Raw genomic sequence first — 14,849 nt, 5'->3', positions numbered from 1 at the left:
GTGTTAGAAATCGCTTTAATATACTTAGCAGCAGCCATTGTAGCAGTACCTATCGCCAAGCGAGCTGGGCTTGGCTCAGTGCTTGGTTATTTAATTGCAGGCATCCTCATTGGCCCGTATGTTTTGGGTGTGGTTGGCGATCAAACTGATGTCATGCACTTTGCTGAATTTGGTGTCGTGATGATGCTGTTTTTGGTCGGTTTGGAATTACAGCCTTCACGTTTATGGACGCTTCGTCATTCAATTTTAGGGCTCGGTGGCTTGCAAGTGATACTCACCGGCGCAGCTATTTTTGCATGTTGTTATTGGTTTTTTACCATGCATTGGCAAACCGCACTGGCCATTGGTTTAATGCTAGCGCTTTCATCTACCGCTATTGTGCTACAAAGCCTTGAAGAAAAAGGCTGGCTTAAACAAGAAGCCGGACAAAATGCATTTTCGGTTTTACTATTTCAAGATATTGCCATTATTCCTATTTTGGCGCTGCTGCCACTTCTTGCTTTTGCACCGCAAAGTAGTTCAAAAGGTATTAGTGACTCCATTATTGCAAGCTGGCCTGTTTGGCAGCAAGTGGGCGTATCGGTTGGCGTGATCGCTGTAATTATTGCCGCGGGTAAATATGTATCAGCCCCTCTGTTTAGATACATTGCAAAAACCCATATGCGCGAAATATTTACTATTTTTGCACTGTTTTTAGTGGTTGCCATAGCGCTGGTTATGCAAAGTATTGGCTTATCGCCAGCATTAGGTACTTTTTTAGCCGGTGTTGTTCTTGCCGAAAGCGAATTTAGACACGAGTTAGAAGCCGATATTGAACCCTTTAAAGGCCTACTTTTAGGGCTGTTTTTTATCACCGTAGGCGCCTCAATTAATTTTCAGCTATTAACAAACGAGTTTACGAGCGTCATTGCGCTAGTTGCTTTACTCATACTCATTAAGGCTTGTATTTTATTTGCCCTCGCGGTGATCTTTAATATAAGCAAAAAACAACGCCTGCTATTTGCATTAGCATTGGCACAGGGCGGTGAATTTGCTTTTGTACTATTAAGTGTAACCTCAACATTAAGTATTTTAACGCCAGATCAAACCAGTTTAGTGACCTTAGTCGTCGCAGTTTCAATGCTAATTGCCCCGCTGTTACTCATGGCTTACGAGCAACTACAAAAGCGCAGTAGTCGCACCAAACCTGAGTTTGATAAACCGGAGCAAATTAGCACTGCTAAACACGTAATCATTGCCGGTTACGGGCGCTTTGGGCAGATTATGGGACGTTTATTACATGCCCAAGGCTACGATATTACAGTACTTGATCACAGCCCAAGCCAAATAGAGTTACTACGCCGCTTTGGCAGCACTGTATTTTATGGTGATGCAGCCCGCCAAGAACTCCTTGAAGCAGCAGGCGCGCACACGGCACAAATGTTAGTTGTCGCTATAGACAATCCAGATAAAACGATAGAAATAATTAAGCTTGCCCGTAAAAACTATCCGCAGCTTAAAATTGTTGCTCGCTCTATCGATCGGCGTCATGCGTATCAAATGCTTAATTTAAAGGTAGATGCCTTTAACCGTGAAACCGTCGATTCAGCGATAAACCTCGCAGTAGAAGCTCTTGAGTTACTAGGTAACAATAAACAAGATGCCGAGCGCGCAGGTAAACTATTTAGAGACCACGATCGCGCTGCCGTAGTGCAACTGGCCGAACTATGGGGTGACGACGCCAGCTATGGCATAGCCGTGCGCCAACGTATGGAAGATTTAAAACAAGTACTGCAACAAGATAAGCAGGCGCAAAAGCAGCTTAATACTTGTGTTCAAAATCAATGTGATGAGGATTAACAGCCTCTTTATAATAGTGACTAAATAATGATTGCGTTGGGTATTTACTTGAGCATCATTGCGCTATTGCCTACAATGGCGCACGCTTATTTTATTACAGGTCAAGACTATGAACGACAATACAAACAAACCCGCATTACCCGATCGCCTTTCTATAAATCCACGTAGTAAATTCTATGTTGAAGAAGTGTTTAATTTCGATATTGGTATTCGCCATAACGGTAAAGAGCGCTCTGACGTTGAAGAATACTGTATTAGCGAAGGCTGGATTAAAGTAGCTGCACCTAAGGCACTTGACCGTCGTGGACAACCTTTATTAATGACTGTTAAAGGCACTGTTGAAGCGTTTTACCGTTAATAGTAAAAGCTGATACTATGAATATACTCATTACCCGTAAGGTCTCCCTTTTAAAGTGGCGATGGGTATATTCACTATTTTTTATTACGTGTTTCCAGCATTTTTTGTACGCGCAATTAATAATTCAGCAACTTGTTGCTTCACCGCTCGCTTATCGCCATTAGGCACATTAAAGCGCGTTGCTAACTGCGCTATTTCTTCATCATTTAAATTAAACGATAAACGTTGTCGGGTTTTCTTTGACTTAACATCTAGCCCTAAAATCTTTCTGATCATATCAGAGGGGGTGAGCTCTTGGTCTATCGCTTGCTTTTTTATTGATTTTTGCACTTCACTGCTTAAATCAAATGCCATTTGTGTTGCACGTACTGCATTTTCTTGGCGTAACCATTTTTCTTTGGCATCACTCACTGGCGTCTCCAGGGAACAAATCAACAATATCGCTAATAGGGCGTGTTAGCGTCAGTGATACTTCTGTTTCACCGCCATCCCAAATTTCAATATTTAAGCCATGACTTCCGTCATCGGAATTTAAGCAAATCATTTCGCAAGGCTCTGCGCCCGCTTGCTGATAACGTGGTAGGCTTGTAGAGCGAAAATCTTTTTTATGAAAATAGCATACAAAAGGAGTTTCACTTTGCTGATAGCTTGTACCTAAAAACTGCATGTAGCGTTCGGGGCTATTTTTAACGGTAATATGCGTTAACGATTCTTCATCAAAAATACGTGCGAACTCATCTAAGGTAAAAATAGCATCGACATCATCACGCTGAATTTTTATAGAAAAATGGGCTTTTTGTTCACCATCTTCTTGTTCAATTTGTAGAAAAACAACCTGACCACTGTTACTTTCAAGCACAAATTCAGTATCGCTACTATGTTCGTATTGATACGTTTGTACTTCGATCACTCGCAATGTCTCGCCTTTTAACCAGCTTGGGTAGGCAAACGAGTCGATCACACTAAGCATGTCGCCTTTTTTAAGGTCTTTAGCATGATTTAATTGACGTTCTGGTTGTTTTTTAGATTTGAAAAAATTAAACATAGTTCACTACCCTTGCGACAAAAAAGGTAACGTACCTAAATACGTTACCTTTTAAAATAGATACTCTGGTTATTAACCGTTTTGCTTTGCTTTAATGCGCGCTAAAATATCAGCACTTTTTGGGTTGGTATCACCAATCCCTGCTTCAGCCATTTTCGCTTTTAAATCGTCACCATTAACTTGTGATTCAAGCTCTTTCGCTGCACCTAGTTGGTCTTGGCGATCTTGTTGGCGTTGTTTAATACGCTCAAGCGATTCACGCGCAGAAGTCATTGACGAACTATTCGTATTTAATGTGCTGTTAACCGCCATGGTTGCTTGTTGCACGCTTTCAGTGGTTTTCACCATTGTTAGCTGGCGTTGGTTTTCTTTTATTGATTTTTCGGCTTCTTTAACTTGCTGTTTAAGCGTTACAATATGGTTGCTAAAACCAGATAATACTTGCTCGTGCTCAGCTTTTTCGCCTTCAAAGTCGCCAATTTTTTCAGCAATTTCTAACGCTAACGCTTCGTTGCCTTTTTCAAGCGCTTGTCCTGCGTAAGCTTCGTGCTCTGCTATCGATGCCTCTACCGCGCTAATTTTACGCTTAGTTTGCATTTCTTTTGCCATGACTTCTGTTAGGCTTTTCTTTGCTTTTTGTAATGCGTTTTGTGCATCGGCAATTTCTTGTTCAAAAATACGGATACCATTTGCATCAACAATTGCTTCGCCCGCTTCACGTGCGCCGCCACGAACTGCTGTAAATAATTTCTTTAAAATACTCATAATCTTAACTCCAAAAAATTGCCTTACCTTGCTCAGGTAGGGGATCATGTAAACGGGCTTGGATTGTTATCCTAATCGTTTAAATACAAAGTTACCGCTTCAAGTGCATCGATTGCGTTATCAGCTAAAGTCACTAATTCGTGAGTAATATCATCAAATGATGAGTTAACCGATAGAGCACCAAAAATGGCATATTTTTTATCTATTTTAGCAAATGCACTCAATGGGATTGGCACGTTCAAGCGCAATAAGGTTTCGTTTAATTCGTTACGAAGCGACTCTTTCACTTCCTCTTCACTAAACAAATAACTAATACATAGCAATTGCTCTTGTGTTTGCGTAACAAAAATCGGAAGTTCATCGTTACCATCAACAATGACTTGTAACACATCTTGCTCACCTGGATTGGCAATCAAGAAAGATTCAAAGTTAGCGCCTTCGGTTTCAAAAGAAGCTAGTTTTATTGAAAGTTCGTTTAATTCCATGTCTCTGCCTTTTTTGTTAAATGACATATTATGTCTGAGTTAAGATTCTCACGCCTGACATATTATGTCAACCGGTTTCATTAATTTTTATACAGCTCACTCTCGACTTGCCATGCCCCTCTGTAATAATCATACAGTTGACCCGAGCCTAATCTATTAATATCTATATCTTTTATGTTTTCAAAATAACTATTAGGAAACACAAAGCTGGCAAGTAAATACTCTTTACTCACCCATCGAGAAGCCACTGGCATGGTGTTTATATTAGCAATACGAGCACGGGGTGATTGACCCATTTTAGTGGCTATAGTCCAGCCCCACTGACCAAAAGAAGGTATATTTTGCTGATACTGTTGTACAAAATTAAACCCTGCCGCCTTCACTGTTTTGCCAATACTTAAAAATGCTTTTTTGGCATGATAAGGCGATGTAGATTGCACCGCCATTGCACCATCTGGGGCAAGTAGCTGACGAATATGGTTATAAAAATAATCACTGTACATTTTGTTTAAGTCGGGGTGATTCGGATCAGGCAAATCAATAATAATCGTATCAAACTGCTGGCTTTGATCGAGTAACTTCTCTATCTCTAAAAATGCATCACCGACAATAATGTGCGCTTTGGGGTTTGCCATTGCCTGCTTATTTAATTTCTCTAAGCGAGTACGAATATGTTCTGGAGGGTTGAAATTGGTGTCGGCATGGCCAAATAAGTTTAGCAACTGAGCATCTAAGTCAATCAGTGTAACGTGTTTAACCGGCCACTTTAACACGTCTCTTAGTGCAAGGCCGTCGCCGCCTCCGATAATCAGAACTTTGTCGTGACGATTTGATGCAAGCATTGCTGGGTACACCAACATTGAGTGGTATATTTGCTCATCAATACTGGAGAACTGCAAGCGACCGTTTAAATACAAATCGGTGATAGGCTGAGCTTGGTTTTTACTTAATCGCTCAGTTAATACAACATGTTGGTATTTAGTAGCTTGTGAGTAAATCACTTTATCTTTGTAAAGTACATTACTCAATGAGTTCATCCAACTACTGCCAAATAGTAAAATAAATGCAAATAGAGCAAGCAACAAAATATGGCATAACAAGAGTAATTTAGCGAAACGCACCTGAGCATGGTAACGCCATAAAAATGCCAATCCTGCCACTATATTAAATAATGCGGTCCACGCTGCCGCTTGCATAATTGGCATAGCAAGCATAATACTCACCCAAATAGCCGCGCCAATACCTGCACCTATGTAATCGGCACCATAAATGGTCCCTGCATTATTTTCTAAAAATCGGCCATATACATGCTGTCTAATACGCGCAATTAAAGGTATTTCCATACCAATAAATAAGCCCAGTAATAAACCAAACACATAAGGTAAAAACCGTGACCATGCTTGTAATTTTTGAAAAACAAAGCCATTGAGTATGATATCGGGAGGGAGGTTAAATATTTCAGAAAATAAATGAGGTAACGAATAACTAACAGCAATGACGCTTGCAATCGCTAAAATACAACCCATACCCACTAAAGCAATAATGCTTTCGAGCCAGGCAAAAGCTGTAAATGCATCTTTAAACCAGCGGGCTAAAAATGCCCCCAAGCCCATCGCCACAATCATGGTGCCTATCATGGCATAGATTGCACTTTCTACAGAGCCCAGTACACGCCCTGCATAATGCGAAAGTAAGTATTCATAAATAAGGCCACATCCAGCGAGTATGGCCATCACGGTAATAAGCAGTATATCGTGCCCAAGTAATGCACGTTTACTTGGGCTAATTGTTTGACTAGACACGTATTATGCGCCTAATAATGTAGCCATTGTAACTCCAACAGCAAACGAAATTGCCGCAGAAATAGTAGCAACCCCTACATTTTTTTGACGATTTACTTCATCAGATATATCACAACCCGATAAAATTATTTTAATAGTAACTACGTGTAAAATAATAAAAGCAATTAAACAAACAACGGCACTAAGCGCCCAATATAATAAGCTCGCATTAATATTATCGGCAACATAAGGTGCTATACCACTTGCTGCGGTAATAGCCAGTGCGCTACCGATTAAGTATCCAGCATAACGAATACCTACCGCTAAATTATCATCAATAATAGCTTGCTGCAGGCAATCACCGTTTTTATTTGTACGTTTAAATAATTGCACACGGTATTGGCTAACCAACAACAACACTAAACTGCCAATAATAAAAGCAGCAACAACAATAGGTAAGCCATGCCAGCCATCTGTAGCAACCCATAAAAGCGCAGAGCGAATAACAATAGCGACACTCACAACATGACCAAAGTCAATCACCGCTGCCGTTACATTGCCTTTTACAATTTCGTTATGCAGACTGACTTTACGCAGCGCTACTTTGTCTTGAAAAAAGTGACCTAATTTTATCAATACAATAGCGAGCACGCCGTAGGCAAACATTTGCAGCGCTTCTTGTTGTAGCGACTCTGCAAACGCCCCACTACTCACACCGGTTAATACAATAGCTAATGCCACTAAGCCAGCAGCAAAACTAATCCCAAAAGCAAAATTATCACGCTCTGTGATTTCGTCGTTAGCATGTAAATTAGAAACCCAGCCTTTTATATATTTAAGACTTAAAAACAATAATATTATAATGGCAAAATCAATGGCTAATGCTTGTAATGACCACATAGTTATTCCGTTAAATTCGTACATTTTTTAACTCCAACGTTATTCTTTTACTTACCGCGACTGACACCGCGTGAAGTTCTACTATTACTATTTCGAACCGATCCTGAGCCATTACTATAATTACTTTTAGACGCATAGCTGCTTCGGGTTTTCGGTGGTGTATAACTACTACGGCTTAACCCTGACGCACCGGTTTTTTTACTCGCGTATGGACTCGTAAATTGCTTACCTTGACGCTGGTAAGATTGACGAGTGCGAGTTTCTAAAGCGCTTTGAGTTTTGATTTGCTTAGGGCTGGAGTAACGTGTGCGGCCATAATCGTTATAGTAGCTGTATTTTCTGCGCTTACTCCAACGGCCATATTCAACACGGTCAAATACATCTCCCAAAATACGGTACATTCCATACCACTGCCAAAAACTAATACCATTATTATTAGTTTGCCAGTTCCCATAGTTTGGGTTACCCACTAACTGATTGCCCTCTCCTTCACCCTCAGCTAGCTGGCTAATTGCCCCTATGCGCGCAAGTGAACCATTAGACATATCTGCTAGCATATTAATAGGATCAGTTAAGGCATCTGAAAATAAAGTTGGCTTCGCAGCTTCTCTTAATACATCAATATTAAGTAACGTTTCTTCATAAGGAGGAATAAGATAAGTTTTTTTTATATCGGTTAAACGTTGTTGTAACCCACTAAAAAGAGCACCATTTTTTGTCGCATCTTGCGCAATTACATCAGCTACTTTTGTTAGTTCTGGGCGCTGTTGCTTTAATATATTTGCATATTCTTTTAAAACAATCGCATTTTTTATACTATCGTTTTCAAGTGCTCTGCCTAATTGAGCGAGCTCTGCATCGGCTGTTTGTATAGATTGCTGAATTGTTTGTTTGAGCTGCTCTTCTTTAGATTGACAGCCTACAAGCGTAATTAACAAACAAAACAGGCTTAGACATTTCCAAACTTTAATATTTGACATTCATGTCACCTGATTACTTAAAATAACTCCCGTAGTTTTACACAGACCCAGCATTTAACCAACAATGAAATTGCAACAAAGTACGAATAAACATCTAAAGTGCAATTTTGTAACCTTTTAAAATCCCCTGCTTATTTATTTTTCTGATTTCATAAAATTAATACATTAAGGTGTATTAATAAGTTAACATTTCACTTAAAGTATTAAGTAATAGTGTTATATCAATACTGTATCTTTTGTAGGTACAAATATACTTAAAGGTAATCGTTAATGTTTCAAAGTATTCGCTATAAATTCATTTCAATTACTATTATTTCTATTTTAATCACTTCAAGCTTAGTTTTTTTATCCTCAATAAATGAACACAAAAGTTTATACAGCCACTCTGTAAAAGAAAATTTAGATGCAATGTCATCAAATATTGCAGATAACCTGCTTAGAATAATGTCAGAGCAGCATGACATGTTTGCTATTACAACAGAGCTATTAGGGCTTGATCGATATGAGCATATAAAGTTTGTAAATGTTTTTGATGAGAATTGGCAGTTAATACAATCATACGTTCATCCAAATTACCTTAAATTAAAAAACTATAAACCAACATTAAACTCCATAGCCGTTAACCAACTTCCATTTAGCGTTACAGAAATAGATGAAGGACTCGCAGCATTAAAACCAATTGGTGAGGCCAGCTACCCTATTGGCTATTTATTAATAGTACAAGATTTAAAAAAACCACTCGCGCAAAGTAAAAGTAACTTATTTAATAGTACGATCCCTTTTGTGATTGTTGTTGTAATATTAGCCATTGCCTTCTCCTTTTGGGTATATCAACACCTACTAAAGCCTTTACTGCAATTATCTAAATTCACTCGTAAAGTAGAAAAAACCACCGATTATAAACTGCAATATAAGGTCAGTGGTAAGGACGAAGTATCGCAGTTGGGTAACGATATTAATAATCTACTACAGACAATTAATGGCCAGATAAAAACAAATCGAAAACACACTGCAAAGCTATTAGAACAAAAGCACGCTATGGAGCGCCTAGCTAATTACGATATTTTAACGGGTTTGCCTAATCGAATATTTTTTCTGGAACAATTACGTTTAGCACTAAAAGAAACACAAAAAAACCAACAAGAGCTTGCCATTTTATTTTTCGATATAGATAACTTTAAAGGTGTAAACGACACTTTAGGGCATGAAACTGGCGATAAATTACTTAAATCAGTGGCAGATAAAATTAAAAGCCATTTACGAGCTGAAGATATTATTGCGCGTATCGGTGGTGATGAATTTTTAATTATGTTGCCTAACCTTGATGATTTAAATCGGGCTATAGATACAGCAAAGCGAATCATTAATTTAATGCACGACCCTATAAAAATTAATAACTGGGATGTGCAAACTGGCGTGAGTATCGGCGTTGTTAGTGCACAACAAGCCAATTATAATATTGATGTTGCAATAACGAATGCCGATATTGCAATGTATACAGCAAAAGAACAAGGAAAGGGGACCTATACTGTATTTAACCCCGAATTACTTGCAGATAACCAACGTAAAATTCAAATAGCGAACTTAATTAACCAAGCCATTAATGAAAATGAGTTTGAGCTATATTATCAATTAAAAATAAATAAAAGTGGTAAAGCAAAAGGCTTAGAAGCTCTCATTCGTTGGCCTAACTCGGCATTAGGTTTTATATCACCGGGGGAATTTATACCGATTGCCGAACAGGCAGGTAAAATTAAAGCGATCACCCGCTGGGTACTAACTCAAGTATTTAAAAACTTAGAAAGCTTAAAGCAGCTAGTTGATGAAGATGTATTAGTATCACTTAATATTTCTAGCCATGACTTACAAGACCCCTGTTTTATAGACATAATAAAAGAGAAAGTAGTTAAATATAATTGTGATTTAAAACATATACAGTTTGAAATCACTGAATCTAGCTATCTTGATCACTTTAGCAATGCCAATGAATTTTTTCATGATATAAAAGCAATGCAGGGCTCTATCGCGCTCGATGATTTTGGTACAGGTTATTCATCATTAAGTTATCTGACCCAAATAGAAATAGACACATTAAAAATTGACCGGATGTTTGTGAATCAATTAGATAACTCTTCTAAGAATGCCGTTGTACTACAAACAATATTAGACTTAGGTAAGAGACTTGATTTAACAATATGCTGTGAAGGTATAGAAACCCCTGAACAAGCACATTATTTATTAGAAAATAATGCTGATGACTTGCAAGGGTTTTACTTTGCAAAACCAGTACCAATAGAACGACTCGCGAGTGAAGTAGCGAACGCTGAAAAGTTATTTTCTGAGTTAACGGTAGTAAAAAAATAACACTATTTTTTTACTACCGTTAAGCTTGCAGGTATTTTTGTATCTGCAGGCACATAGGCAATTGCATTCTCTTCTGCAAGAATATAGCTCATAACAGCGTCTATATTCGAAAACTCAATCGGGGGCTTACTACGCCCAGTAAACTTCATTTGCGCCCAATAAGCTTGAATCCTCGACTCTGTTAAACCAACTATATGAGTATTAAAGTCGACCCTAATTGGGTTTCCTACCTGTAAATTAACCGGCTTAAATTGACGGCTTAATGCTCCGCCCATGTATATATGCCTGATTTGCTGTTTAGTTAACACCTTATTTTTATCTGCAATATTAGCTACAACGATAATATTACTCGGTGTTGTATTTTCACTATAAGCAAACGTCGTATAAAGCATCGTAATTAATAATAAAATTAATACAGTCGCAGGGTTTTTTAAGTGATTAGTTGTAACTTTCATTAAAATACCCACTCTAAGCCAAGTAGATATAAATTACCCTTTTTATCAAAATTTTGAGAGTCAGATGAACTAAAAAATGAATTAACTCCATCGTTACCTTTAAGTGTTGAAACTTCGGCTTTAAGGGCTATATTTGTTCGGACATCCCAACGAACTCCTAATGTCCAACTTTCAAGTTCATCAGGGGTAGAGCTTCTAAATATTTCTTGATATGCATTATTTAGCTTATCTAAATCATCACTAACCCCTGTGGGAATTTCATTGATAGTCGAACCGCTAGTAACATCACTGTTACCATAAGTTAAGTGATAAGTAATAGCGCCTAAGTTAAAGCCACCCGTTAAATAATAATTATCTGCACTGGGAATAACTTCAAAATCGGTTGTTATTCTAATCCACTCAGCTCTAAAAAAATAATTTAGGTTATCAAATAAAATACTCAGTTGTTCAGCTTCAGCTTGTCCTTTAGTTGATAACGTATCAGCACTTTGTGTAAAACCAAGTTCACGTAACTGAAACTCCATTTCTTTAAGGTCACTGAAATCCAGTGAAGCATCGCCACTATATTTAGCCGCTCTAAACTCTAAATTAGATACATTCAGCTTACCTATTACGCCAACAAGATTATCAACCTCCAACCCACTTTTAATATTACCAACTTCAGTGACACCATTTTTATAACCATAATAACTTTCAATACTGGCATCAAAGTTTTTCCCTGAAAACTTATAGATAACATCTATCCCATTAAAGGTATCAAACAAATAAGTATTGTATACCTGCTGTGGGAGGTTTATCCAAGGATAGGCAAAACCAACGTCAGAAAAATCACTCATAGCAAAAAATGGAGTACGCAGTTTACCTAATTTCATTTGTATATTATCGGTAGGTTGGTACGTTAAATATAGCCACTCCAAACCGGATGAATCATCTTCACTAACGCGACTATCGGTTAACTTAACCTGCCCAGTCAGTGCGAAATACTCATTAAGTTCATAATCTAATTGTAAGCCAATTAAACTATCTGGTGAAAAGTTGATGCTATTGTCATACCCGTCATATTCAACATTTTCCTGATCAAAATAACCCGCAATAATTCGAGCATAGCCAGAAAATTCAATAGCGTCATTAGCATGTGCGTTAAATTGCCCACAAGCACAAAAAAAAGATAAAAATAATGCAATTTTAGATTTCATATAAAATAAAAACCCTTTTAAATTATAAGTTTTAACTAACCCTTTGATAAACTCAATACAGCCAGGCTAATCGGCAAAGTAATATTTTCAGGTATATAAGCAATCGCATTTTCATGCTCAATTATATACTGTAAAACCTCGTCGACAGTCGCCTTTACTATTGGTGGTTTACTTCTTCCTGTAAACTTCATCTGCGCCCAGTAAGATTGAATCCTAGATTCGGTTAATCCGATAATATAAGTATTAAAGTCTACTCTCAGTGGATCCCCCACTGGTAAATGCACTGGTAAATACTTTTGGCTAAGCGCGCCTCCCATATAAATATTCCGCACTTGTTGCTTTGTTAAACTATTAGTTAACTCAGACGAGTTAATAACCAAAACAATATTACTACTCTCTGTAGCATAGCTATTCGTCATGACGACAAAATTAAAAAACAAAAAAAGAGATATCTTTTGTAATGTGCTCTTAACTGGTTTTATATACATTAATAAACCCAATCAACAGCAAATAAAAACAACTCGCCTTTTGTTACTGTCTTACCATTGTCATTAATAAAAAAAGAGTTATACCCTCCAGCACCCTTCAAGGTGGACGCTTCAAACTTTAATGCCAAATTAGGTAATACATCCCATCGGACACCTGCAGTCCAGCTTTGCAATGCATCAGGCTTAGAACGGTCAAAAATAGCAAGGTACTCTGACGCAATAAAATCTAAGTCATCGCTTACACCCATAGGTATTAACTGCGTTCCAGAAGGTGTTGGTAAATCGACATCACTATCAGCAAATGTTAAATGGAAGGTTAAGTTATTTATATTAACCCCCCCACTGAGGTAATAACTTGATATATCAGATACTAAATCTAACGAAGAGGTAATTTTTATCCATTCAGCACGAGCAAAATAATCTAAATTATCATAACTTAAACCGAATTGCTTAACAGCTGCACGTCCTTCGGTCTGTAATAAATCAGCACTTTCGTTAAAGTTTAGACTAACCAGCAAGTCCCTAAAAGAAAATAAGCTATCACGGTATAAATTTAGCTCTGCCGTATAATTAGAAAGCCTGACTTCAAAGTTTTCGATATTAACTTTACCAATAACGCCAAAAATTCTTTTCGCTGAAAAATCAGTATTGATAGGACCTATATCTAATTGCCCTGATTCTTGGCCAAAATATCCCTCTACACTGGCATCAAACAAGGGGGTACTAAACTTATAGGTCGCATCGATACCATTAAAGGTATCAAATAGATAAGTATCATACACTTGTCTAGGAGGGCTTATCCAAGGGTAAGCAAAGCCGACATCAGCAAAGTCACTCATAGAAAAAAATGGGGTTCTTAGCTTTCCTAATTTAAATTGAAGTTGCTCTGTAGGACGATATGTCAAATATAACCATTCTAAGCCTGAACCATCTTGATCAGTGGTATTGTTAGGTTTTAATACCAGTTGTCCGGTTAGCTCTAAGCCTTTAACAAACTGATATTGTGCCTGAATCGCAAATAAGCTATCGGGCGATCCACTAATACTGTCAGAGTACCCTTCATAGTCAGTATCTTCTACATTTAAATACCCAGTAACAACTCGTGCATAACCCGAAATATCAACTCCTTTTGCATAGCTAGTGCCTTGAAATAAACTACAAGCAGCAACCAACCATGTTATATAAAATCTCATTAAAAAATTAACCCTTAATACTATTCTAATAAAAATTAGTAAGAATAAATAACCAAATCTAAAGTAAGTATAGTGATATAGAACTTAAATGTTAATAAAAATTATAAAATTAATAAATATGTAGTAAAAACATCCTGACAATATGAATACTTAATTATAATTTAAATATGTCGCGGATTATTTAACGGATCTTTCTTAACGCTTTTTAGCTAAAGCTAAACCCACAGGATCTCTACACTACGAGTAGTGATTTAGGACTATAACGTGTTTACTGGCTTCTCATTCACCCTCATTTTCTTCTCTTTGTGAGCAGTGGTTTTGTTTTTGGTTTTAAGTGATTAAAACATTAATGCACAAAGAGGCGCTTCGCTTTGGAGACGCTGCGCTTTAGAGAAGTGATTTAGGGACTAGAACGTGTTTGTTGGCTTCTCATTTACCCTCATTTGCTTCTCTTTGTGAGCATTGGTTTTGTCTTTGGTTTTAAGTAACTAAGACATTTATTCACAAAGAGGCGCTGCGCTTTGGAGACGCTGCGCTTTAGAGAAGTGATTTAGTGACTAGAACGTGTTTGTTGGCTTCTCATTTACCCTCATTTGCTTCTCTTTGTGAGCATTGGCTTTGTCTTTGGTTTTAGTAATTAAGACAAATTTGCACAAAGAGGCGCTTTGCTTTGGAGACGCTGCGCTTTAGAGAAGTGATTTAGTGAAAGCTGGGAAGTCCAGACTAGAACGTGTGTTGGGCTTCTCATTTACTCTCATTTACTTCTCTTTGTGAGCAATGGCTTTTGTCTTTAGTTTTTAGTGATTAAGACATTTATGCACAAAGAGGCGCTTCGCTTTGGAGACGCTGCGCTTTAGAGAAGTGACCTAGTGATTTAGTGACTAGAACGTGTTTATTGGCTTCTCATTTCCCCTCATTTGCTTCTCTTTGTGAGCATTGGTTTTGTTTTAGTTATTAAGGGGTTACGATTAGGTACGGGCCTACTGAGCTCTGCATGGGC

Annotated in this window: 14 protein-coding genes; 3 read left to right on the top strand and 11 right to left on the bottom strand. The window is 37.8% G+C overall.

Annotated elements, in window-relative coordinates; genetic code table 11:
• Together J8L70_RS12415 and J8L70_RS12410 are read left to right on the top strand one after the other, a co-directional pair.
• Nucleotides 1–1,839 (top strand): monovalent cation:proton antiporter-2 (CPA2) family protein, encoded by a 1,839-nt coding sequence (locus J8L70_RS12415; protein WP_211055911.1) that lies wholly within the window; start codon nucleotides 1–3, stop codon nucleotides 1,837–1,839.
• Nucleotides 1,840–1,948: 109 nt separating this feature from the next.
• Entirely contained in the window at nucleotides 1,949–2,197 is a 249-nt protein-coding gene (locus tag J8L70_RS12410) for a DUF3297 family protein (protein ID WP_211055910.1), read from the top strand.
• A gap of 84 nt (nucleotides 2,198–2,281) precedes the next feature.
• On the opposite strand, the gene J8L70_RS12405 is transcribed toward J8L70_RS12410, so the two are convergent.
• From J8L70_RS12405 to J8L70_RS12375, 7 genes are all read right to left on the bottom strand, one after another.
• On the bottom strand, nucleotides 2,282–2,608 hold the full coding sequence (locus tag J8L70_RS12405; RefSeq protein WP_211055909.1) for a hypothetical protein: 327 nt from the start codon (nucleotides 2,606–2,608) through the stop codon (nucleotides 2,282–2,284).
• Nucleotides 2,601–3,242, bottom strand: coding sequence for a DUF4178 domain-containing protein (locus J8L70_RS12400; RefSeq protein ID WP_211055908.1), 642 nt, complete (start codon nucleotides 3,240–3,242; stop codon nucleotides 2,601–2,603). Before J8L70_RS12400 ends, J8L70_RS12405 begins: the two co-directional genes overlap by 8 nt.
• 72 nt (nucleotides 3,243–3,314) lie before the next feature.
• A complete protein-coding gene (locus J8L70_RS12395) occupies nucleotides 3,315–4,007 on the bottom strand; it encodes a PspA/IM30 family protein (RefSeq protein ID WP_211055907.1) in 693 nt (230 codons plus the stop codon).
• A 71-nt stretch (nucleotides 4,008–4,078) separates the two neighbouring features.
• On the bottom strand, nucleotides 4,079–4,492 hold the full coding sequence (locus J8L70_RS12390) for a DUF2170 family protein (RefSeq protein WP_211055906.1): 414 nt from the start codon (nucleotides 4,490–4,492) through the stop codon (nucleotides 4,079–4,081).
• An 80-nt stretch (nucleotides 4,493–4,572) separates the two neighbouring features.
• Nucleotides 4,573–6,294, bottom strand: a complete 1,722-nt coding sequence (locus tag J8L70_RS12385) for a polyamine aminopropyltransferase (protein WP_211055905.1) — start codon at nucleotides 6,292–6,294, stop codon at nucleotides 4,573–4,575.
• Between the two features lie 3 nt (nucleotides 6,295–6,297).
• Entirely contained in the window at nucleotides 6,298–7,197 is a 900-nt protein-coding gene (locus J8L70_RS12380) for a DUF350 domain-containing protein (RefSeq protein ID WP_211055904.1), read from the bottom strand.
• A gap of 23 nt (nucleotides 7,198–7,220) precedes the next feature.
• Complete coding sequence (locus J8L70_RS12375; RefSeq protein WP_211055903.1) at nucleotides 7,221–8,153, bottom strand: CHAD domain-containing protein; 933 nt, start codon at nucleotides 8,151–8,153, stop codon at nucleotides 7,221–7,223.
• Nucleotides 8,154–8,423: 270 nt separating this feature from the next.
• Here J8L70_RS12375 and J8L70_RS12370 point away from each other — a divergent pair, with 270 nt between their 5' ends.
• Complete coding sequence (locus J8L70_RS12370) at nucleotides 8,424–10,517, top strand: EAL domain-containing protein (protein WP_211055902.1); 2,094 nt, start codon at nucleotides 8,424–8,426, stop codon at nucleotides 10,515–10,517.
• A 2-nt stretch (nucleotides 10,518–10,519) separates the two neighbouring features.
• On the opposite strand, the gene J8L70_RS12365 is transcribed toward J8L70_RS12370, so the two are convergent.
• From J8L70_RS12365 to J8L70_RS12350, 4 genes are read right to left on the bottom strand one after another with little or no spacing between them, the layout of a single operon-like run.
• Nucleotides 10,520–10,972, bottom strand: coding sequence for a hypothetical protein (locus tag J8L70_RS12365; protein ID WP_211055901.1), 453 nt, complete (start codon nucleotides 10,970–10,972; stop codon nucleotides 10,520–10,522).
• Entirely contained in the window at nucleotides 10,972–12,168 is a 1,197-nt protein-coding gene (locus J8L70_RS12360) for a hypothetical protein (RefSeq protein ID WP_211055900.1), read from the bottom strand. Before J8L70_RS12360 ends, J8L70_RS12365 begins: the two co-directional genes overlap by 1 nt.
• Before the next feature lie 35 nt (nucleotides 12,169–12,203).
• Complete coding sequence (locus J8L70_RS12355) at nucleotides 12,204–12,656, bottom strand: hypothetical protein (RefSeq protein WP_211055899.1); 453 nt, start codon at nucleotides 12,654–12,656, stop codon at nucleotides 12,204–12,206.
• A complete protein-coding gene (locus J8L70_RS12350) occupies nucleotides 12,656–13,849 on the bottom strand; it encodes a hypothetical protein (RefSeq protein ID WP_211055898.1) in 1,194 nt (397 codons plus the stop codon). The genes J8L70_RS12355 and J8L70_RS12350 overlap by 1 nt, the downstream gene beginning before the upstream one ends.
• Between the last annotated feature and the right edge of the window lie 1,000 nt (nucleotides 13,850–14,849).

The organism is Pseudoalteromonas sp. MMG010, from assembly GCF_018100905.1.
Classification (GTDB): Bacteria; Pseudomonadota; Gammaproteobacteria; order Enterobacterales; family Alteromonadaceae; genus Pseudoalteromonas.
The sequence above is the reverse complement of the archived record's forward strand: the minus strand, read 5'-3'. Positions and strand labels throughout refer to the sequence as shown.

Coding starts and splice junctions, on each gene's coding strand:
- J8L70_RS12410 (WP_211055910.1), top strand. CDS start 1,949: ATGAACGACAATACAAACAAACCCGCATTACCCGATCGCCTTTCTATA.
- J8L70_RS12400 (WP_211055908.1), bottom strand. CDS start 3,242: ATGTTTAATTTTTTCAAATCTAAAAAACAACCAGAACGTCAATTAAAT.
- J8L70_RS12395 (WP_211055907.1), bottom strand. CDS start 4,007: ATGAGTATTTTAAAGAAATTATTTACAGCAGTTCGTGGCGGCGCACGT.
- J8L70_RS12390 (WP_211055906.1), bottom strand. CDS start 4,492: ATGGAATTAAACGAACTTTCAATAAAACTAGCTTCTTTTGAAACCGAA.
- J8L70_RS12380 (WP_211055904.1), bottom strand. CDS start 7,197: ATGTACGAATTTAACGGAATAACTATGTGGTCATTACAAGCATTAGCC.
- J8L70_RS12375 (WP_211055903.1), bottom strand. CDS start 8,153: ATGTCAAATATTAAAGTTTGGAAATGTCTAAGCCTGTTTTGTTTGTTA.
- J8L70_RS12370 (WP_211055902.1), top strand. CDS start 8,424: ATGTTTCAAAGTATTCGCTATAAATTCATTTCAATTACTATTATTTCT.
- J8L70_RS12365 (WP_211055901.1), bottom strand. CDS start 10,972: ATGAAAGTTACAACTAATCACTTAAAAAACCCTGCGACTGTATTAATT.
- J8L70_RS12360 (WP_211055900.1), bottom strand. CDS start 12,168: ATGAAATCTAAAATTGCATTATTTTTATCTTTTTTTTGTGCTTGTGGG.
- J8L70_RS12355 (WP_211055899.1), bottom strand. CDS start 12,656: ATGTATATAAAACCAGTTAAGAGCACATTACAAAAGATATCTCTTTTT.
- J8L70_RS12350 (WP_211055898.1), bottom strand. CDS start 13,849: ATGAGATTTTATATAACATGGTTGGTTGCTGCTTGTAGTTTATTTCAA.